The sequence below is a fragment of the Pseudomonas sp. B1-22 genome, assembly GCF_050474425.1.
Classification (GTDB): Bacteria; Pseudomonadota; Gammaproteobacteria; order Pseudomonadales; family Pseudomonadaceae; genus Pseudomonas.
Map to the genome: position 1 here is coordinate 451,054 of NZ_JBCHVH010000003.1, position 19,512 is coordinate 470,565.

Below are 19,512 nucleotides of genomic sequence, written 5' to 3' on the forward strand. Positions count from 1 at the left end.
CTGGAAGTCTTCAAGAGCAAAGGCAGAGCGTCTTGCTCCCGTAGGAGCGGACCTTGTCCGCGAAAGGGTGGGCAACGTAATCCCGGGGGATGCCGGCAGGAAGCGAACCCATCGCGGACGGAGTCCGCTCCTGCGGTCTGGCGATGGCGTTGCGGCGCTCCAAAGAAAAAGCCCCGCATCGCGGGGCTTTTCCATGGGGCTCGGTTACTGCTGCTTGGTGCCGGCCTTGAGCTGGGCTTCCGCAGCCTTGGCCAGGTCCGGCGGCAGGAAGTCCTTGTCCGGGTTGTAGTCCGGCTTCAGGTAGGCGGTCAGGGCCTGCAGGTCGCTCGGCGCCAGGGTGCCGGCAGTCTGCTTCAGGCGCAGGTTGTCGATGATGTAGTCGTAGCGGGTGTTGTTGTAGTCGCGCACCGAGTTGTACAGCGAACGCTGGGCGTCCAGTACGTCTACGATGTTGCGGGTACCGACCTGGTAGCCGATCTCGGTGGCTTCCAGCGAACTCTGGTTGGAGATGATCGCCTGGCGGCGCGCCTTCACCTGTTCCACGTCGGTGTTCACCGCGCGGTGCTGGTTGCGGGCATCCTGCACCACCTGGCGGCGCTGGCTTTCGCGCAGTTGCTCGCTCTGGTTCAGGCGCTGGTAGGCCTCGCGCACCTGGGAGCTGGTCAGGCCGCCGCTGTAGATCGGTACGTTGAGCTGCAGGCCGATGCTGCTCTCGTCGACCCACTTGCCGTAGTGCGGATCGCCGGGAATGCCGGAGTTGGCGAAGCCCAGGGAATCGTTGTCGCCCTTCTGGTACTGCGCCACGGCGTCGACGGTCGGCAGGTGGCCGGCCTTGCGCTGGCGCAGGGTTTCTTCGGCGGCGTTGACGGCGTAGTTGCTGGCCTGCAGTGCCAGGTTCTGCTGCACCGAGGTGTCCACCCAGGCCTTGGCGTCGTTGGGCATCGGGGCCACGACCGGCATCGAGTGGAGGATGCCCTCGATGGCGCTGTACTCGCGGTTGGTCAGGGTGACCAGGGCCTGGAAGGCGTCCTCCACCTGCTGCTCGGCGACCAGGCGGTTGGCCCGCGCGGTGTCGTAGCTGGCCTGGGATTCGAGCACGTCGGTCTTGTCCGACAGGCCGACATCGAAGCGTTCGTTGGACTGGTCGAGCTGGCGCTTGAAGGCTGCTTCCTCGGCCTTGCTGGCGGCCAGGTTATCCTGGGCGCGGAGCACGCCGAAGTAGGTTTCGGCGCTCTTCAGGATCAACTGCTGCTGGGTCGAGGAGAATTCCAGCTGGGCCTGTTCGGTGGTGTCCTTCGCGGCCTTGAGCTGGAACCAGCGGTCGGCGCGGAACAGCGGTTGGCTCAGGGTCGCCTGGATCACCTGGCTGTTGCGGTTGAACGTAGTGTTGGGCTCGTCCAGGGACGTGCGGGTGCTACCCACATTGGCGCCGGCGTTGATCTGCGGCAGCAGGCCGGAACGTGCCTGCGGCACGGCTTCCTTGCGGGCCATATAGTCGGCCTGCGCAGCGGCGAGGTCGGCGTTGTTGTCGACGGCGTCCTTGTAGACGCTGATCAGGTCCGTCTTGGTCGGCAGAGAAGAAGCCGCCGGAGCGGGCTGTGCGGCCCAGGCAAAGCCTGTCGAAGCGGCCACGGCGACAGCCAGGGAGAGTCTGCGCAGCATTCGTTCGTCCTAGAAAGTGATGCGAGGTGGGGCAAGGCTACGGTCGCCGCCGATGGCGGTCAAGGCACGTTCGTACGAGCCTTCCGAGGCAGGAGTGTAGCTGTCTGTAGGCAGCTGCGTAGTTTTCGGTCAGACGGCATTGGCTAATCGCTGCCCACTTGATTAGACTGCGGGCGTTCTTGTCGGGGTGCCCCATGCGAAGGGCTGAGATCGGATAGTTCCGGATCCCGTTGAACCTGATCGGGTTAATACCCGCGTAGGGAACAAGAAGTACGCATCCCGCGGCGCATTCCGCCCCGGCCCCAGCCCTTCCCGGGGTGCGTCCCTTCGCTGCGGCAAGCAGCTCCTCTCGTCCCAGGTTCTCCCCGGCAATCACCCCCAGGAGAGCCAGGATGAGCAACCAGAAAAACAACGTCACCCGCCTTGAACAGCTGGACCGCCAGTCGACCCAGCCCTTCCCGAATTCGAAAAAGGTCTACCTCACCGGCTCTCGCCCGGACATCCGCGTCCCCGTGCGGGAAATTTCCCTCGCCGATACGCCCACCGCCTTCGGCGGCGAGAAGAACGCCCCGGTGATGGTCTACGACACCTCCGGCCCTTACACCGATCCGGATGTGCGCATCGACCTGCGCAAGGGCCTGCCGGACGTCCGTTCGCGCTGGATCGACGAGCGCGGCGACACCGAAATCCTCCCGGGCCTGACCTCCGAATTCGGCCAGTCGCGTCTGGCCGACGCCAGTCTCGACGCCCTGCGCTTCGCCCACGTGCGCACCCCGCGCCGCGCCAAGGCCGGGAAGAACGTCACGCAGATGCACTACGCGCGCCAGGGCATCATCACGCCGGAGATGGAATACATCGCCATCCGCGAGAACATGAAGCTGCAGGAAGCCCGCGCCGCCGGCCTGCTCGATGCGCAACATCCGGGCCAGAGCTTCGGCGCCAGCATCCCCAAGGAAATCACCCCCGAATTCGTCCGTGACGAAGTGGCCCGCGGCCGCGCGATCATCCCGGCGAACATCAACCACACCGAACTGGAACCGATGATCATCGGCCGCAACTTCCTGGTGAAGATCAACGGCAACATCGGCAACAGCGCGCTGGGCTCCTCCATCGAGGAAGAAGTGGAGAAGCTCACCTGGGGCATCCGCTGGGGCGCCGACACGGTGATGGACCTGTCCACCGGCAAGCACATCCACGAGACCCGCGAGTGGATCCTGCGCAACAGCCCGGTGCCCATCGGCACCGTGCCGATCTACCAGGCGCTGGAGAAGGTCAACGGCATCGCCGAGGACCTGACCTGGGAAATCTTCCGCGACACCCTGATCGAACAGGCCGAGCAGGGCGTGGATTACTTCACCATCCACGCCGGCGTGCTGCTGCGCTACGTGCCGCTGACCGCCAAGCGCGTCACCGGCATCGTCTCCCGTGGCGGCTCGATCATGGCCAAGTGGTGCCTGGCGCATCACCAGGAGAACTTCCTCTATACGCACTTCGAGGAAATCTGCGAAATCATGAAGGCCTACGACGTCAGCTTCTCGCTGGGCGATGGCCTGCGTCCGGGTTCGGTGGCCGACGCCAACGACGCCGCGCAGTTCGGCGAGCTGGAGACCCTCGGCGAGCTGACCCGCATTGCCTGGAAACACGATGTCCAGGTGCTGATCGAAGGCCCCGGCCACGTGCCGATGCACCTGATCAAGGAAAACATGGAGAAGCAGCTGGAGTGCTGCGACGAGGCGCCGTTCTACACCCTCGGCCCGCTGACCACCGACATCGCGCCGGGCTACGACCACATCACCTCCGGCATCGGCGCGGCGATGATCGGCTGGTACGGTTGCGCCATGCTCTGCTACGTCACGCCCAAGGAGCACCTGGGCCTGCCGAACAAGGATGACGTGAAGACCGGCATCATCACCTACAAGATCGCCGCCCATGCCGCCGATCTGGCCAAGGGGCATCCCGGCGCGCAGATTCGCGACAATGCGCTGTCCAAGGCGCGCTTCGAGTTCCGCTGGGAAGACCAGTTCAACCTTGGCCTGGACCCGGATACCGCCCGTGCCTTCCACGACGAGACCCTGCCCAAGGACTCGGCCAAGGTCGCGCACTTCTGCTCCATGTGCGGCCCGAAGTTCTGCTCCATGAAGATCACCCAGGAAGTCCGCGACTACGCCAAGGAAAACGGCCTGACCGATGAGCAGAAAGCCATCGAGGCCGGCTTCCAGCAGCAGTCCGCGCGCTTCAAGGAAGAAGGCTCGGTGATCTACAAGCAGGTGTGACCGGTATCCCCATCCTCATCGTCGAGGATGGGATGCCTGTAGGAGCGAGCTTGCTCGCGAACCATGCTCGCTGGCGACTCTGCGGCTGGGCTGTTCGCGAGCAAGCTCGCTCCTACGAAAAACAAAAAACAATCCCAACCATTGAGCCCTGCACGCATCGTGACCACTACCGCCACCAACTATTCCCCCACCGTCGCCGTCGACAGCGCCCAGCGTGTGCTCGGCCTGCGCGACGTATTTTCCCTGTGGTTCTCCCTCGGCATCGGCCTGATGGTGCTGCAGACCGGTGCGCTGCTGGCGCCCGGCCTGGGTCTTGCTGGCGCGCTCGGCGCGATCCTGCTCGGCACCCTGGTGGGCGTGCTGCTGCTGGCCAGCGCCGGGGTGATCGGCACCGACACCGGCCTGGCCGCCATGGCCTCGCTCAAGCTCAGCCTGGGCAGCCACGGCGCCGCGTTGCCGGCCGTGCTCAACCTGCTGCAACTGGTGGGCTGGGGTGCCTTCGAGATCATCGTCATGCGCGATGCCGCCAGCCTGCTGGCGGGTCGTGCCTTCGGTGAAGGGAGTGCATGGGCCAACCCGGCGCTCTGGACCCTGGTGTTCGGCGCACTGGCGACCCTGCTGGCCGTCAGCGGCCCGCTCGCCTTCGTGCGGCGCGTGCTGCGCCGTTGGGGCATCTGGCTGCTGATCGCCGCCTGTATCTGGCTGACCTTCGACCTGTTCAAGCGCGCCGACCTGGCCGCGCTCTGGGCCAAGGCCGGCGACGGTTCGCTGCCGTTCGCCGTGGGCTTCGACATCGCCATTGCCATGCCGCTGTCGTGGCTGCCGCTGATCGCCGACTACTCGCGCTTCGGCAAACGGGCCGGGCACACCTTCGGCGGTGCCGCGCTGGGCTTCTTCATCGGTTGCTTCTGGCTGATGGGCCTGGGCGTGGCCTATACCCTGGCGTTCGCCGAAGGCAGCGACGCCAACGCGCTGCTACTGGCGCTGGCCGGTGCCGGCATGGGCATCCCGCTGCTGCTGATCCTGCTGGACGAGTCGGAGAAGGCCTTCGCCGACATCCACTCGGCGGCGGTTTCCAGCGGCATCCTGCTGCCGCTGAAGGTCGAGCAGCTGGCGCTGGCGATCGGCGTGATCTGCACCCTGATCGCCTGGTTCGCGCCGCTGGCGCAGTACCAGAACTTCCTGCTGCTGATCGGCTCGGTATTCGCCCCGCTGTTCGGTGTGGTGCTGGTCGACCACTTCGTCCTGCGTCGCCGTGCGCCGGCCGCAATTCCCCACGGCCTGCGCTGGGGCTCGCTGCTGGCCTGGGGCGGTGGCGTGGTGGTCTATCACCTGCTGGCGAACTACCAGCCAGACCTGGGCGCGACCCTGCCGGCGCTAGTGGTGGCGGGTGTGCTGCAGCTGCTGCTGGGGCGGATTGGCGCCAAGGAGTTGGCTTCGGCCTGAGGCGGTTCGCGAGCAAGCTCGCTCCTACAGGCTCAACGCCGGCGCAACGGTTTTTGTAGGAGCGAGGGGGACGCCATCGTTATTGCTCGCGAACCCGCCCAATGCCGGCGTTGCCGGCTGATAGCGGATGAATCCGCTCCTACGCACGTGCTGAGTCCTGACGTAGGAGCGGACTTCGTCCGCGATGATTCACCGGCAACTCCGGCGCTGATCTACTGCGCCCCACGCCCCGGGAAGTAATACGGCTTCACGATGCCATTCAGGCGCGGATACGGAATCTTCAACTCCGGATGCCCGACCGAGTGCGGCGCGATACGGTCGATGTCGTACTTGAGCGTCAGCGCGCCGAAGGTCAGGGCGAAGTGCGGCGTGGTCTGGAACGGCCAGTCCTTGGAGAAGTTCGGGTCCTGCTCATCCAGCTTGTTCTGCAGAATCCACGCCTGGTGCGCCAGGCGCGCGGTCTTCCAGAAGGCTTCCTCCTGACCGGGCAGAAGAATGTCCTGCAAAGCCAACACCTTGTGCAGACGACGGTCATAATTGATGAAGGCGCGTCCCGGCTGGCCGTACTCGCCGCCGGTGAAGCGATAGCTGGACAGCTCGATGATCACCAGACCGTCATGCTGTTCGCGGATCTTGGCTTGCAGGTAGCTGCTCCAGCCCGGCTCGGCGCTGTCCAGGAAGCGCTTCTCGTAGACATCGAGACTGGCCGGCACGGCGCCGTCGGGACTGCGTGCGAGCTCCAGCAGCTGGCGGTCGATCTCCGCGTTGAGCGCCGGCTCGTCGTCGAAGCTCAGGGTGTCGAGGTTGAACAGCGGGCACTGCTCGCCCTGGCAACCGGGCTTGAGGTGCTCGAAGCTGGTGTGACGGGCGCTCAGCGGTTCGTCGAGACCGGGTTTGAACAGGCTCTGGCAGGCCCCCAGTAACAGGCAGAGGCTGCCGAGGGCAGCGAGTTTCAGAAGACGCATGGGATTCCTTGTCGTCGCGGACATGGGCGGGTTGGACCGTCATGGCGGCCGCAGGTTCGGCCGGCAGTATGAACCACTCCGCGGCTTGGTGGCAGGTGACGGGCGCACGCTTGCGCGGCCCGCCGGGCGGTCCGAGAAAGAGGCTGCGCCATGCCGGGCGGCGCGATAGGATGGCGCGAAGTTCAATCGATCAGTGAGTGGAACGGGATGTCGGATACGTTCAAACCAGGCCCCCAGGATGTCGAGATCCAGAAGCGCGAGCAGTGCTTCAAGGGTTTCTACAAACTCGACCGGCTGCACCTGCGGCATCGCCAGTTCGCCGGTGGTATGGGGCCGGTCGTGACCCGCGAATTGTTCGTGCGTCACGACGCTGTCTGCGTGCTGCCCTATGATCCGCAGCGCGATGAAGTGGTGTTGATCGAGCAGTTCCGCGTCGGAGCTATGGAAGCCGGGGTCAACCCCTGGCTGATGGAGCTGGTCGCCGGACTGATCGACCGGGACGAGGAACCCGAAGAAGTCGCCCGCCGCGAGGCGATTGAAGAAGCCGGGCTGACCCTCGGCGCGCTCTGGCCGATCGCCCAGTACCTGCCGTCGCCCGGTGGCAGCAACGAGCTGGTGCACCTGTTCGTTGGCCGTTGCGACAGCAGCGGCGCGGCGGGCATTCATGGCCTGGCGGAAGAGGGCGAGGATATCCGTGTGCACGTGCTGCCCTTCGAGGAGGCGCTGCAGGCCGTGCGCGATGGACGCATCAACAACGCGGCGAGCATGCTCGCCCTGCAATGGCTGGCGCTGAATCGCGCCGAGGTAAGGGGGTTATGGGTGTGAATCTGTTGCGCGAGCGCTATCGCGTCGACCTGGCCGGATTGCAGGCGACCTGCGAGGCGAACTACTTGCGCCTGATGCGCCTGTTGCCCGAAATGCGTGAAACCCAGGTCTCGCGCCGCGTGGCGCTCAGCGAAGGCGAGCGCCTGCTCGGCGTGCTGGCGCTGGACGTGGTGGAAGCCTGCCCCTACACCACCGTGCTGCAGGTGCGCCAGGAGCTGGGCTTGCCCTGGCTGCCGGCGCCCAGGCTGGAAGTGCGGGTGTACCACGACGCGCGCATGGCCGAAGTGGTTGGCGCGGAGCAGGCGCGGCGTCTGCTGGCGATCTACCCCTACCCGAACCAGGCGATGCACCAGCCAGACGAGAAGAACCAGCTCAACCTGTTCCTCGGCGAATGGCTGAGCCACTGCCTGTCCTGCGGCCATGAGCTGGAGCCGGTGCTGCAGCGCTGATATCGTCATGATGGCATTGCGCCATGATATGCTGTCCGCCCGTCGTCCGCCGCGTGTCCCTAAATGTGATCTGTGACGCTTTCCCGGTTTGCCGGAGGGCGTGACTGTCACCATACTCATCCCATCGTGGACGCCCGCCTCACAGGAGAAGGCGCTTTGCCTCCAGTGCCCGCACATCCCTCCGCTACCGCACCGGTCCTGCTGGTCCAGCTATCCGACAGCCATCTGTTCGCTGAACCCGATGGTCGCCTGCTGGGCATGGATACCGCCGACAGCCTGAACCAGGTGGTCCGCCTCGTCCGTGACGAGCAGCCGGACGTCGACCTGGTGCTGGCCACCGGCGACCTGTCGCAGGATGGCAGCCTGGCGTCCTACCAGCGCTTCCGTGAGATCACCGCGCCGCTTGCCGCGCCGATCCGCTGGTTCCCCGGCAACCATGACGAACTCGAAATGATGCGCGAAGCGACGGCGGGCACCGACCTGCTGGAGCCGGTGATCGACCTGGGCACCTGGCGCGTCATCCTGCTCGATTCCACCATCCCGGGCGCCGTGCCGGGACAGATGAACGATGAGCAACTCGACTTGCTCGAACGCGCCATCCAGGCCGCGCCGGACAAGCACCTGCTGATCAGCTTCCACCACCATCCGGTGCCCATCGGCAGCCAGTGGATGGATCGCATCGGCATCCACAATCCCGAGCGGTTGTTCGCGGTGATCGACCGTTACCCGAATGTCCGCTGCCTGCTCTGGGGCCACGTGCACCAGGAGATCGACCGGATGCGCGGCGACGTCCGCCTGCTGGCCTCGCCGTCCACCTGCGTGCAGTTCACGCCGGGCAGCGAGGATTTCTGTGTCGACAGTCCCGCTCCGGGCTACCGCTGGCTGCGCCTGCATCCCGATGGTTCGCTGGAAACCGGCGTGTCGCGGGTGACCGGCATCGACTTCGAAGTCGACTACAGCATCAAGGGCTATTGAGGCCGGGGCTCGTACCAGTCGCCATCCTCGGTGCGACCCACTTGCGGCATGGCGCTTGCAGCTTGTAGCCTCCCGGCCCATGACTGCATTCCTCTATATCCACGGCTTCAACAGCTCGCCCGCCTCGCAGAAGGCGCGCCAGTTCGTGGCCGCGCTGCAGCACCTGGGGCTGGGCGGGCAGGTGCGGGTTCCCGCGCTGCACCACCATCCGCGCCAGGCCATGGCGCAGCTGGAAGCGGCAATCACCGAACTCGGCCAGCCGCTGCTGATCGGCAGCTCCCTGGGCGGCTACTACGCGACCCACCTGGCCGAGCGGCATGGCCTGAAGGCCGTGCTGGTCAACCCGGCAGTGGCGCCGCACCGGCTGTTCGATGGCCAACTCGGCCCGCAGACCAACTACTACAGCGGCGAGACCTGGGAGCTGACGCACGATCACGTCCAGGCCCTGGCCGAACTGGAAGTGCCGGCGCCGGTCGATGGCTCGCGCTACCAGGTGTGGCTGCAGACCGCCGACGAAACCCTCGATTACCGCGCCGCCGAGCGTTACTACCGGGCCTGCGCCCTGCGCATCGAGGCGGGCGGCGACCACGGCTTCCAGCGCTTCGTCAGCCACCTGCCGGCGCTGCTGGCCTTCGCCGGTATACCCTCCGGCCTGTGGCGCGACGTAGACTTCTCGACCTTTGAACCAATTTCCTCTGATTAAGTAGGGACCCCATGGCCCAGCAGAACGCCTATAACGCAGACGCCATCGAAGTCCTCTCCGGCCTCGATCCGGTGCGCAAGCGCCCGGGCATGTACACCGACACCACCCGTCCCAACCACCTGGCCCAGGAAGTCATCGACAACAGCGTCGACGAAGCGCTGGCCGGCCACGCGAAAAGCGTGCAGGTGATCCTCCACGAGGACAACTCGCTGGAAGTGATCGACGACGGCCGTGGCATGCCGGTGGACATCCACCCCGAAGAGGGCGTGCCGGGTGTCGAGCTGATCCTTACCAAGCTGCACGCTGGCGGCAAGTTCTCCAACAAGAACTACCAGTTCTCCGGCGGCCTGCACGGCGTGGGCATCTCGGTGGTGAACGCGCTGTCGACCCTGGTCGAAGTGCGTGTGAAGCGTGATGGCAGCGAATACCGCATGACCTTCGCCGACGGCTTCAAGTCCAGCGACCTGGAAGTCGTCGGCAGCGTCGGCAAGCGCAACACCGGTACCACCGTGCGCTTCTGGCCCGACGCCAAATACTTCGATTCGCACAAGTTCTCGGTCAGCCGCCTGAAGCACGTGCTCAAGGCCAAGGCCGTGCTGTGCCCCGGCCTGCTGGTCACCTTTGAGGACAAGTCCAGCGGCGAGCGCGTCGAATGGCATTACGAGGATGGCCTGCGTTCCTACCTGGTCGACTCGGTCTCCGAGTACCTGCGCCTGCCCGACGAGCCGTTCTGCGGCGCGCTGGCCGGCAACAAGGAAGCGGTGGACTGGGCCCTGCTGTGGCTGCCCGAGGGCGGCGAATCGCTGCAGGAAAGCTACGTCAACCTGATTCCCACCGCCCAGGGCGGCACCCACGTCAACGGCTTGCGCCAGGGCCTGCTGGATGCCATGCGCGAGTTCTGCGAATTCCGCAACCTGCTGCCGCGCGGTGTGAAGCTGGCGCCGGAAGACGTCTGGGAGCGCATCGCCTTCGTCCTCTCGATGAAGCTGCAGGAGCCGCAGTTCTCCGGCCAGACCAAGGAGCGCCTGTCCTCCCGCGAGGCGGCGGCCTTCGTCTCCGGCGTGGTGAAAGACGCCTTCAGCCTCTGGCTCAACGCCCACCCCGAGCTGGGCCTGCAACTGGCGGAACTGGCCATCAACAACGCCGGCCGCCGTCTCAAGGCGGGCAAGAAGGTCGAGCGCAAGAAGATCACCCAGGGCCCGGCGCTGCCCGGCAAGCTGGCCGACTGCGCAGGGCAGGACCCGATGCGCGCCGAGCTGTTCCTGGTGGAAGGCGACTCCGCCGGCGGCTCGGCCAAGCAGGCGCGGGACAAGGAGTTCCAGGCGATCATGCCGCTGCGCGGGAAGATCCTGAACACCTGGGAAGTGGACGGCGGCGAAGTGCTCGCCAGCCAGGAAGTCCACGACATCGCCGTGGCCATCGGTGTCGACCCGGGCGCGGCCGACCTGACCCAGCTGCGCTACGGCAAGATCTGCATCCTCGCCGACGCCGACTCTGACGGCCTGCACATCGCCACCCTGCTGTGCGCGCTGTTCGTCCGCCACTTCCGCCCGCTGGTGGAGGCCGGCCACGTCTACGTCGCCATGCCGCCGCTGTTCCGGATCGACCTGGGCAAGGAAGTCTTCTACGCCCTGGACGAAGCCGAGCGCGATGGCATCCTCGACCGCCTGGCCGCCGAGAAGCGTCGTGGCAAGCCGCAGGTCACTCGATTCAAGGGCCTGGGCGAAATGAACCCGCCGCAGCTGCGCGAGACCACCATGGACCCGAACACCCGTCGTCTGGTGCAACTGACCCTGGAGGATGCCGAGGGTACCGTGGAAGTCATGGACATGCTGCTGGCCAAGAAGCGCGCCGGCGACCGCAAGTCCTGGCTGGAAACCAAGGGCAACCTGGCGGACTTCGCCTGATGCGCTGGCTGCTGGCCGCCTTCGGCCTGTGCGCCGGCGTTGCATTGGCCGATACCGCGCCTGCGGTGGTGTCCAACACCCTGCAGTTCGTCTCCGAGCATCCGGTGGAGGGCATGCCCAAGGGCAACCTCTCGGGGCTGGCGAACTGTGGCAGCGAGGTGTGGGCGGTGTCCGACCGTGACGACGACCGCGTCTACCGCCTGCTGCCCGACGAGCAACCGGGCAAGGCCTGGCAGGCCACCGCCGAGCCCTTCGTCTCGCCCGGCGTGCCGGACAGCGGGCTGTCCTGGGGCATGCGCGCGCGCGTCAGCGTGGGCAGCCTGGTGCGCGGCGGTGCGATGGACTTCGAAGGCATCACCTGCGATCAGGCGGGCAACCGCTACGTGGTCAGCGAAGGCTACGCGGCCGTCCTGTTGTTGCCGGTGGCCGGCGAGGCGTCCTGGCTGCCGCTGCCCAAGGCCCTGCTGCGCCAGGCCCGGGCCAGCGGCCTGCTGATGAGCTACAACGCGCTCTACGAAGGGCTGGTGGTCGCCCCCGACGGCAAGCGCCTGTGGCTGGCGGCCGAGCGCCAGCGCCGGGGGCTGCTGCGGGTGCGCAACGACAACGGCACCTGGAAGTGCGACGGCAACTGCGTGCTGCTCAGCGAGGGCGGCACGATGCTGCCACCGCCGGAACTGGGCAGTGACCGACCGTTGTCCATCGATTTCTCCGACCTTGCGCTGTACAAGGACAAGCTGTTCACCCTCGAACGCCTGGCGCACCAGATCTGCCGTCGCGATGTGAATACCGGCGCGCAGGAGCAATGCTGGTCGTTCGCCGCTGGAGCCCTGGCGCCGCAGCGGCGCTATGACCTGCCCTATGGCGTGGCCGAGGCGCTGCTGATCGACGACAAGGGCGCCTGGATCGGCCTGGACAACGGCGAGCACGCGCGCGCCGACGGTGATTCGCGGCCCTACGTGCTGCGCTTCGCCGCGCCGAGCGGCGGTTGGCTTGGTGGCAAATGAGCGAAGCAGTGCCGGGACGGCGGATCGGCAAGGTCATGATGTTCCTCGCCTGGGGCGCGGGCATCCTGCTCGCCACCCGCTATTTCGGCGCCTGGGAAGACCGCCAGCACAACCCGAACGCGCAACCGCAGTCGGTGAAGGGCAATGGCTACGTGGAAGTGCGCCTGCTCGGCAACCGTGCCGGCCACTACGTGGTCGACGGCACGATCAACGGCATGCCGGTGACCTTCATGCTCGATACCGGCGCCACCCAGGTTGCCATCCCGCAGCCGCTGGCCCGGCGCCTGGGGCTGCCGCTGGGGGCTCCGATCACCCTGAACACCGCCAACGGCCGCAGCGAGGGCTGGCGTACGCGCCTGTCTTCGCTGCAGCTTGGCGACATCCGCTTGAACGACGTGTCCGCGCTGATCGCGCCGGGCATGGAAGGCGACGAGGTGCTGCTCGGCATGAGCGCCCTCAAGCAACTCGATTTCACCCAGCAGGACGGCACCCTGGTGCTGCGCCAGCAATCTTCACCGTGAGGCACGCATGAGCGAAACCCTCGATCTGAGTCTGGAGGGCGTGGAGCGCCGGTCACTGGCCGACTTCACCGAACAGGCTTACCTGAACTATTCCATGTACGTGATCATGGACCGCGCCCTGCCGCACATCGGCGACGGCCTCAAGCCCGTACAGCGGCGCATCGTCTACGCCATGAGCGAGCTGGGCCTGGACGCCGACGCCAAGCACAAGAAGTCGGCGCGCACCGTCGGCGACGTGCTGGGTAAATACCACCCCCACGGCGATTCGGCCTGCTACGAAGCCATGGTGCTGATGGCCCAGCCGTTCTCCTACCGCTACCCGCTGGTAGACGGCCAGGGCAACTGGGGTGCGCCGGACGATCCCAAGTCCTTCGCCGCCATGCGTTACACCGAGGCCCGCCTGTCGCGCTACGCCGAGACCCTGCTGTCCGAACTGGGCCAGGGCACCGCGGACTGGGTGCCGAACTTCGACGGTACCCTGGAAGAGCCGGCCGTGCTGCCGGCGCGCCTGCCCAACCTCTTGTTGAATGGCACCACCGGCATCGCCGTGGGCATGGCCACCGACATTCCGCCGCACAACCTGCGCGAAGTGGCCGCCGCCTGCGTGCATCTGCTGGATAACCCGGGCTCTACCGTCGCCGACCTGATCGAGCACGTGCCGGGCCCGGATTTCCCCACCGAGGCGGAAATCATCACCCCGCGCGCCGACCTGCAGAAGATCTACGAAACCGGCCGTGGCTCGGTGCGCATGCGCGCCGTGTACCGCGTCGAGGATGGCGACATCGTGGTCACCGCGCTGCCGCACCAGGTCTCCGGGGCCAAGGTGCTGGAGCAGATCGCCGGACAGATGCAGGCCAAGAAGCTGCCGATGGTCGCCGACCTGCGCGACGAGTCGGACCACGAGAACCCGACCCGCATCGTCATCATCCCGCGCTCCAACCGCGTGGACGCCGAAGAGCTGATGACCCACCTGTTCGCCACCACCGACCTGGAAAGCTCGTACCGGGTGAACATGAACGTCATCGGCCTGGACGGCAAACCCCAGGTCAAGGACCTGCGCCAGGTGCTGAGCGAGTGGCTGACCTACCGCACCGACACCGTGCGCCGCCGCCTGCAGTTCCGCCTGGACAAGGTCGAGAAGCGCCTGCACCTGTTGGAGGGCTTGCTGGTCGCCTTCCTCAACCTCGACGAAGTCATCCACATCATCCGCACCGAGGACCAGCCCAAGCCGGTCCTGATGCAGCGTTTCGAGCTCTCCGAGCTGCAGGCCGACTACATCCTCGACACCCGTCTGCGTCAGCTGGCGCGCCTGGAAGAGATGAAGATCCGCGGCGAGCAGGACGAGCTGGCCAAGGAGCGCGCCAAGCTCCTGGCGATCCTGGGTTCCAATGCCAAGCTGCGCAAACTGGTGCGCGACGAGCTGATCGCCGACGCCGAAACCTACGGCGACGACCGCCGCTCGCCCATCGTCGCCCGCGCCGAGGCCCGCGCCTTGTCGGAAACCGAGCTGATGCCGACCGAGCCGGTGACCGTGGTGCTGTCCGAGAAGGGTTGGGTGCGTTGCGCCAAGGGGCACGACATCGATGCCACCGGGCTGTCCTACAAGGCCGGCGACGGCTTCAAGGTGGCCGCGCCGGGCCGCTCGAACCAGTATGCGGTGTTCATCGACTCCACCGGCCGCAGTTACTCGCTGGCCGCCCATAGCCTGCCGTCCGCCCGAGGCCAGGGTGAGCCGCTGACCGGTCGCCTGACACCGCCGCCGGGCGCCACCTTCGACCGCGTGCTGCTGCCCGAAGACAACGCGCTGTACGTGCTGGCCTCCGACGCCGGCTACGGCTTCGTGGTCAAGGGCGAGGACATGCAGGCCAAGAACAAGGCCGGCAAGGCATTGCTCAGCCTGCCCAATGGCGCGCAGGTCATGGCGCCGCGTCCGGTTGCGGACGTCGAGCAGGACTGGCTGGCCGCCGTCACCACCGAAGGCCGCCTGCTGCTGTTCAAGGTTTCCGACCTGCCGCAACTGGCCAAGGGCAAGGGCAACAAGATCATCAGCGTGCCGGGCGACCGCGTGGCGAGCCGCGAGGAGTATCTGACGGACCTCGCCGTTCTTCCGACGGGCGCGACTCTGGTGCTGCAGGCAGGCAAGCGGACGCTCTCCCTCAAGGGTGACGACCTGGAGCACTACAAGGGCGAAAGGGGTCGTCGAGGCAATAAATTGCCACGCGGTTTCCAGCGAGTGGACAGTCTGCTGGTAGAATCGCTGTCTCAGGACTGAAACGCAGCACGATACATTCTGCTGCTGGAGCTATGGCGCCGGTTGAGGGATGATAGGTCCCTTTGACAACCGGCGCCGTGGCGCGTTGTCCTGAAGTTACTTGAAATGTTGGAAGTAGCGCCGATTCTCGGCGAATGACGGTGATTCACGATGAGCGCTCTGCGCGTCCTGGCATGTCTTTCCCTCGTCAGCCTCCTCGGGCTGGCGGGCTGCACAGTGAATCGACCGACCCAGCTGTATCAACTGGATGCAGGTGCCGCGTCGGTTCCGACCCGCGAAAATGGTGTCGCTGTGCTCCTCGGTCCGGTCTCCCTGGCCGACTATCTGAAACGTGAGACCATGGTCCAGCGTCAGGCCGATGGCATTCTCAGTCTGTCCACCGATGCCCGCTGGGCGGGGAGCCTGGAAACCAACGTCAGCCAGCAACTGCTGCGCCTGCTGTCGAGCCAGCTCGACAGTACCCGCCTGGCCCTGTTCCCGGAGAAACCCGGTTTCACCCCGCAGGTGCAGGTCATGCTGACCATCAGTCGCCTGGACTCCGGCCCAAAGGAGCCCGCGGTTCTGGAGGCGCGTTGGCGCTTGCTCGATCAGAAGGGCGAGCTGCGCGATAGCCGTGTGTTCCACGAAGAAGAGGAACATTCGGGCAGCATCCAGGACCAGGTTCGGGCGCAGGGCGACCTGTTGCGCAAGCTCTCGGTGCAGTTGGCCAAGGATGTGCGTCCGGTGGCTGCGGCCGTGGCCGAGCAGACTGCTGCGCCGGCGCGCAAGCCGGCGGTGGCCAATACCGAGAAGGCCAAGCCCAAGGAAGAGGGGCCGAAAATCCCGCTGGTGGTGCCGATCCGCACCGATGTCGAGGTCTACCGTTTCTGACCGAAAATGGCCCGGAAAATCTGATTTTCCGGGCCGTTTCGCATCGCGGCCGGTTTCCCGGCACGCCGCTCTCTGCTTGACATCTTCTTGACGCCCAAAGTGGTATCAAAGTCGCCGTTCGCAGGTCTCGATCGCGTGGAAATCCTTCCGTAGCGTGCCTGCCAGGGGCTCGACGTGTCGTCGTCACTTCCACTTTCCCATTCCGGTCAGGCGGCTACCGCCTTGACCCGACAGACGCTGTGCGTCGCCCTGGCGGCGTTCGGTCTGTTTCTGCTGGGCGCACATGGCGCCTCGGTAGTGGGCTTCGACTCGCGCTTCGTACTCTTCGCCAAGGAAATGCTGCGCCACGGCCCCAGCCTGTTCCCGACCACCTATGGCGAGCCCTATCCGGACTATCCGGCGACCTCGACCTTCCTGATCTACCTGCTGTCGCTGCCGTTGGGGCGCGTCGACCTGTTCAGCGCCTGGCTGCCAAGCGCCCTGGCGGCCGCCGTGATCGTCGGCCTGACCTATCGCCTGGTTGTCCCCTTTTCCCAGCGCTGGGCCCTGCTCAGCGTGGCAATGCTGCTGCTCACCCTGACCTTTCTCGGCGAGACGCGGGCGGTGTCGCTCGATCTGCAGGTGGCGGCGGTGGGAATGCTGGCGTTCTTCTTCGCGGTGCGCGGCGAGCGTTATTCCAGCATCGGGCTGCTGGCACGCCTGCTACCGCTGTTGCTCGCCGGCTTCGCGCTGCGTGGCCCGCTGGGGCTGGTGGTGCCGGCCGGCATGGTCTGCAGCCAGTTGCTGGTGGACCGGCAATGGCGTCGCCTGCTGGCTTTCTCCCTGACGGCGCTGCTGCTCCTGGGGGCGTGCACTGTCCTGCTGCTGTCCGTGGCGCGAGGGGTTGGCGGCGAGGCTTTCGCCCAGGATGTGCTGCACATGCAGGTGACCGGCCGCCTGGATGGCAGCGCCGGCGCCAGCGATGCGCTGTATTACTTCCATAGCTCGCTGGGCAACTATGCCCTGGCATTCCCGCTGGCGGTGCCGGCCCTGGCGTTGCTGTGGCGGCGCCGGAACGATCCGGCGGCGCGGCTGGTCATCGGCTGTGCGCTGGCGGCACTAGTGGTGATGATCGGTCTGTCGCTGCCGCAGGCGAAGAAGGCTCGCTACATCGTGGCGATGGCGCCCTTGGCGGCGATTGTCGCGACCTATCCGTTCCAGGTGGCCGGTCAGCGTCTGGCCGTGTTCCTGCGGGGCCTGTCCCAGGCGCTCTGGCTGCTGCTGCCGGCGATCATGCTGCTGGCGGTGTGGTTGGGCTGGCGACGCTACCCGCAGGCGTTGCAAGGGCTTGGCCTGCAACTCTGGCTATGCCTGGGTGCTCTGCTCGTCCTGCAGCTGTTCGCCCTGCACCGACTGTTGCGCCGCGAGCGCCGTGCGGAGTGGTTGGCGCTCTGCGCGGTGCTGGCGCTGTGGGGCAGCTATCTGCTGGTAATCGAGCCGGCGCAACGGCAGTTGTATGACAGCCGGGCGTTTTCCCTGGCGGTGGACGCCGCAGTGCTCAAGGATCCGGCGCCGCTGGTGCTTTACGGCATGGGGCGCGATGCGCAGGCGATCAAGTTCATGGTCAACCTCGACCGCGATATGCAACCGCTGTTCGCCGATAGCCCTGAACAGCTCGCCGCGCTGCACGGGCGGTACTACCTGATGCTGGGGGCGGAGAGTGCCGCGCGCCTGAAAGCCGAGTACCCGGCGTTGGAGGCTCCGCTGCTCAGCGGGAGCTTCGACTACAACCCCTTCTGCCTGCTGCGCGTGAACGACGCCAGCCTGTTCGGTGCTGCGCGATGAAGTCGCTGTTATTCGCCCTCGGGCTCGGCTTGCTGCTATGCGGCTGCCAGGGCTCTGACAGCTACGAGCACGTCGCTCACGACCAGGCCTTCTTCCGCCAGCACCCGATGCCGCCGCTGCAGGTGACTGCGCCGTCGGGGAGCTTCATCCTGCCGCTGTTGCCGGATACGCAGTTCTACGCCGAGAACAATCATCGCGAGCTGCGTCTGTTCCGCAGCAAGGAACGCTTCGAGGGCTTGCCCTACGAACCGGCGCTGGCGTTCTTTGCCCAGACCTCGTGGCTGGCGAAGAATGCCGAAGTGTTGCAGGTGCCGATGGTGGTGCACCTGGGCGACGTGGTGCAGAACGCCGGCACTCTGAGCCAATGGCAGGTCGCCAGTGGGGCGATGCGGGTACTGGAGGAGGGCGGTGTGCCCTACAGCATCATGAGCGGCGACCGGGATATCCATGGCGCCGTCACGCCCGATGACCAGCGCTCGTTCCGCGACCGCTTCAAGGATCACTTCGGCCCGCAGCGCGCGGCCTGGCAGAGCACCTATGGCGGCAGCGATCCGTTGGGCCTGAGCCAGTACCATCTGTTCCGCAGGTACGGCCAGTCCTTCCTCCTGCTGGCGCTGGACTGGAGTCCGTCGAAGGCAACGCTCGACTGGGCGCAGCAGGTCATCGATGCGCACCCGCACATTCCGGTGATCCTGGTCTCGCACAACATCCTCTACCACAAGGCCGGCGAGGCCCCGCAGCTGTCCCGCGAGGGCAGCGACAGTGGCCCCCTGCTCTGGGAGCAGCTGATCCGCCGCAACGACCAGATATTCCTGACCCTGAGTGGGCATGTCGAGGGCTCGGCCCACGCGCGCATGCTCAACGACCAGGGGCACAGCGTGGACATGGTGATGGTGGACTATCAGGACGAGTACCTGGGCGGCAACGGGCTGCTGCAATTGCTGGAGCTGGACCTGCGGCGCAACCGTATCGATGCCCTGTCGCTGTCTCCCTGGGTGTTGTGGAAGCGGCAGTTCTATCCGCGGGCCTTCAGGGACTGCCCGTCGCAACAGATGCTCAAAGGTTGCGACCAGTTGCTGCCGGCGCCTTCGGCGGGCTGGGATAACCGCTTCCGCATCGACCTCGACTTTCGTGCGCGTTTCGCCAGTTTCCAGGGTTATACCGCGCAGTTACCGGAGGGTGCCGAGGAAGGACCTTCGCTGTTGCAGCAGATCCGGATGCAGTTCGAGTCAGTCGCGCAGGCGCAGCAGGCGGCGCAGCGCGATGCCGCCAAGGGCGACGGCCAGGCAGGGTATCCCGACCCAACGCGCCTCTGACAGCAGCACCTGCGCGCCGCGCGGGCTGAGGAAGCGCGACAGGCCGATAGGCGAAACCTCGATGGGGTGCAGCGGCAGGAAGTAGCGCTGATCGCTCCAGGGCCAGAACCAGGCCACACCCAACCCGCCATCGGTCATGGCATCGAGCACGCTGTGCGAAGCGGTGGCGAGGCCAATCCACAGGCCGGCTCTCAGCGGGCCGCAGTCCAGCAGTCGACACGCCATGGCGCCGAGCGCCCCGACCAGGGCGGCGAACAGCAACGAGTGACTGAAGCCGCGATGACCGAAGGCGTCGCTGTAGGCGATGCCGAGCTTGAAGGCGACCACGTCGAGGTCGGGCAGGCAGGCGGCGAGCATGCCGGCCAGCAGCAGGCGTGGCGGGATCGCTCGTGAGCCGAGCGCAAGGCCGACGGCCAGAGCCGGCAGGGGATGGGTGATCAGCGTGGTCATGGAATCCTTTCCACGAGGGGCCTGGCGGCCCCCCTCTCTTGCTATTGAGA

16 protein-coding genes and 1 riboswitch are annotated in these 19,512 nt (G+C 66.2%); of the genes, 13 read left to right on the forward strand and 3 right to left on the reverse strand.

The genetic code is table 11. The features are described from left to right. Nucleotides 1–204 precede the first annotated feature (204 nt). Nucleotides 205–1,662, reverse strand: coding sequence for a TolC family outer membrane protein (locus ACQ5BL_RS13990; protein ID WP_207882247.1), 1,458 nt, complete (start codon nt 1,660–1,662; stop codon nt 205–207). A 173-nt stretch (nt 1,663–1,835) separates the two neighbouring features. Next, nucleotides 1,836–1,942: riboswitch (TPP riboswitch) on the forward strand. A 112-nt stretch (nt 1,943–2,054) separates the two neighbouring features. Here ACQ5BL_RS13990 and thiC point away from each other — a divergent pair. Together thiC and cytX are read left to right on the forward strand one after the other, a co-directional pair. Continuing rightward, nucleotides 2,055–3,935, forward strand: coding sequence for a phosphomethylpyrimidine synthase ThiC (gene thiC / locus ACQ5BL_RS13995; protein WP_243804355.1), 1,881 nt, complete (start codon nt 2,055–2,057; stop codon nt 3,933–3,935). Between the two features lie 159 nt (nt 3,936–4,094). Further along, complete coding sequence (cytX, locus tag ACQ5BL_RS14000; RefSeq protein WP_243804357.1) at nt 4,095–5,381, forward strand: putative hydroxymethylpyrimidine transporter CytX; 1,287 nt, start codon at nt 4,095–4,097, stop codon at nt 5,379–5,381. A gap of 212 nt (nt 5,382–5,593) precedes the next feature. Here cytX and ACQ5BL_RS14005 read toward each other — a convergent pair whose 3' ends face one another. Beyond that, nucleotides 5,594–6,346 (reverse strand): RsiV family protein, encoded by a 753-nt coding sequence (locus ACQ5BL_RS14005; protein ID WP_243804359.1) that lies wholly within the window; start codon nt 6,344–6,346, stop codon nt 5,594–5,596. Between the two features lie 207 nt (nt 6,347–6,553). Here ACQ5BL_RS14005 and ACQ5BL_RS14010 point away from each other — a divergent pair, with 207 nt between their 5' ends. The 11 genes from ACQ5BL_RS14010 to ACQ5BL_RS14060 all read left to right on the forward strand — a co-directional run bounded on the left by ACQ5BL_RS14010 (nt 6,554) and on the right by ACQ5BL_RS14060 (nt 19,012). Beyond that, the gene (locus ACQ5BL_RS14010; protein WP_243804361.1) at nt 6,554–7,171 is read left to right on the forward strand and encodes an NUDIX domain-containing protein; all 618 of its coding nucleotides are present in this window, start codon (nt 6,554–6,556) and stop codon (nt 7,169–7,171) included. Continuing rightward, nucleotides 7,162–7,620 (forward strand): DUF1249 domain-containing protein, encoded by a 459-nt coding sequence (locus tag ACQ5BL_RS14015; protein WP_207882254.1) that lies wholly within the window; start codon nt 7,162–7,164, stop codon nt 7,618–7,620. Before ACQ5BL_RS14010 ends, ACQ5BL_RS14015 begins: the two co-directional genes overlap by 10 nt. 156 nt (nt 7,621–7,776) lie before the next feature. Further along, entirely contained in the window at nt 7,777–8,595 is an 819-nt protein-coding gene (cpdA, locus tag ACQ5BL_RS14020; protein ID WP_279577147.1) for a 3',5'-cyclic-AMP phosphodiesterase, read from the forward strand. 79 nt (nt 8,596–8,674) lie between these two features. Next, the gene (locus tag ACQ5BL_RS14025; RefSeq protein WP_243804363.1) at nt 8,675–9,298 is read left to right on the forward strand and encodes a YqiA/YcfP family alpha/beta fold hydrolase; all 624 of its coding nucleotides are present in this window, start codon (nt 8,675–8,677) and stop codon (nt 9,296–9,298) included. A gap of 11 nt (nt 9,299–9,309) precedes the next feature. After that, nucleotides 9,310–11,205 carry a DNA topoisomerase IV subunit B gene (parE, locus tag ACQ5BL_RS14030; protein WP_243804365.1) on the forward strand — a complete coding sequence of 632 codons (1,896 nt, stop codon included), beginning with the start codon at nt 9,310–9,312 and terminating at the stop codon, nt 11,203–11,205. Further along, the gene (locus tag ACQ5BL_RS14035; RefSeq protein ID WP_243804367.1) at nt 11,205–12,209 is read left to right on the forward strand and encodes an esterase-like activity of phytase family protein; all 1,005 of its coding nucleotides are present in this window, start codon (nt 11,205–11,207) and stop codon (nt 12,207–12,209) included. The genes parE and ACQ5BL_RS14035 overlap by 1 nt, the downstream gene beginning before the upstream one ends. Next, nucleotides 12,206–12,730, forward strand: coding sequence for a retropepsin-like aspartic protease family protein (locus tag ACQ5BL_RS14040; RefSeq protein ID WP_243804369.1), 525 nt, complete (start codon nt 12,206–12,208; stop codon nt 12,728–12,730). The genes ACQ5BL_RS14035 and ACQ5BL_RS14040 overlap by 4 nt, the downstream gene beginning before the upstream one ends. A gap of 7 nt (nt 12,731–12,737) precedes the next feature. Continuing rightward, nucleotides 12,738–15,002 carry a DNA topoisomerase IV subunit A gene (gene parC, locus ACQ5BL_RS14045; protein WP_243804371.1) on the forward strand — a complete coding sequence of 755 codons (2,265 nt, stop codon included), beginning with the start codon at nt 12,738–12,740 and terminating at the stop codon, nt 15,000–15,002. A gap of 150 nt (nt 15,003–15,152) precedes the next feature. Further along, entirely contained in the window at nt 15,153–15,872 is a 720-nt protein-coding gene (locus ACQ5BL_RS14050; protein WP_243804373.1) for a PqiC family protein, read from the forward strand. A 222-nt stretch (nt 15,873–16,094) separates the two neighbouring features. Then, complete coding sequence (locus ACQ5BL_RS14055) at nt 16,095–17,696, forward strand: ArnT family glycosyltransferase (RefSeq protein ID WP_243804375.1); 1,602 nt, start codon at nt 16,095–16,097, stop codon at nt 17,694–17,696. Then, on the forward strand, nt 17,693–19,012 hold the full coding sequence (locus ACQ5BL_RS14060; RefSeq protein ID WP_243804377.1) for a calcineurin: 1,320 nt from the start codon (nt 17,693–17,695) through the stop codon (nt 19,010–19,012). Before ACQ5BL_RS14055 ends, ACQ5BL_RS14060 begins: the two co-directional genes overlap by 4 nt. Here ACQ5BL_RS14060 and ACQ5BL_RS14065 read toward each other — a convergent pair. After that, the gene (locus tag ACQ5BL_RS14065) at nt 18,926–19,462 is read right to left on the reverse strand and encodes a metal-dependent hydrolase (protein WP_243804379.1); all 537 of its coding nucleotides are present in this window, start codon (nt 19,460–19,462) and stop codon (nt 18,926–18,928) included. The genes ACQ5BL_RS14060 and ACQ5BL_RS14065 overlap by 87 nt on opposite strands. Nucleotides 19,463–19,512: the final 50 nt, after the last annotated feature.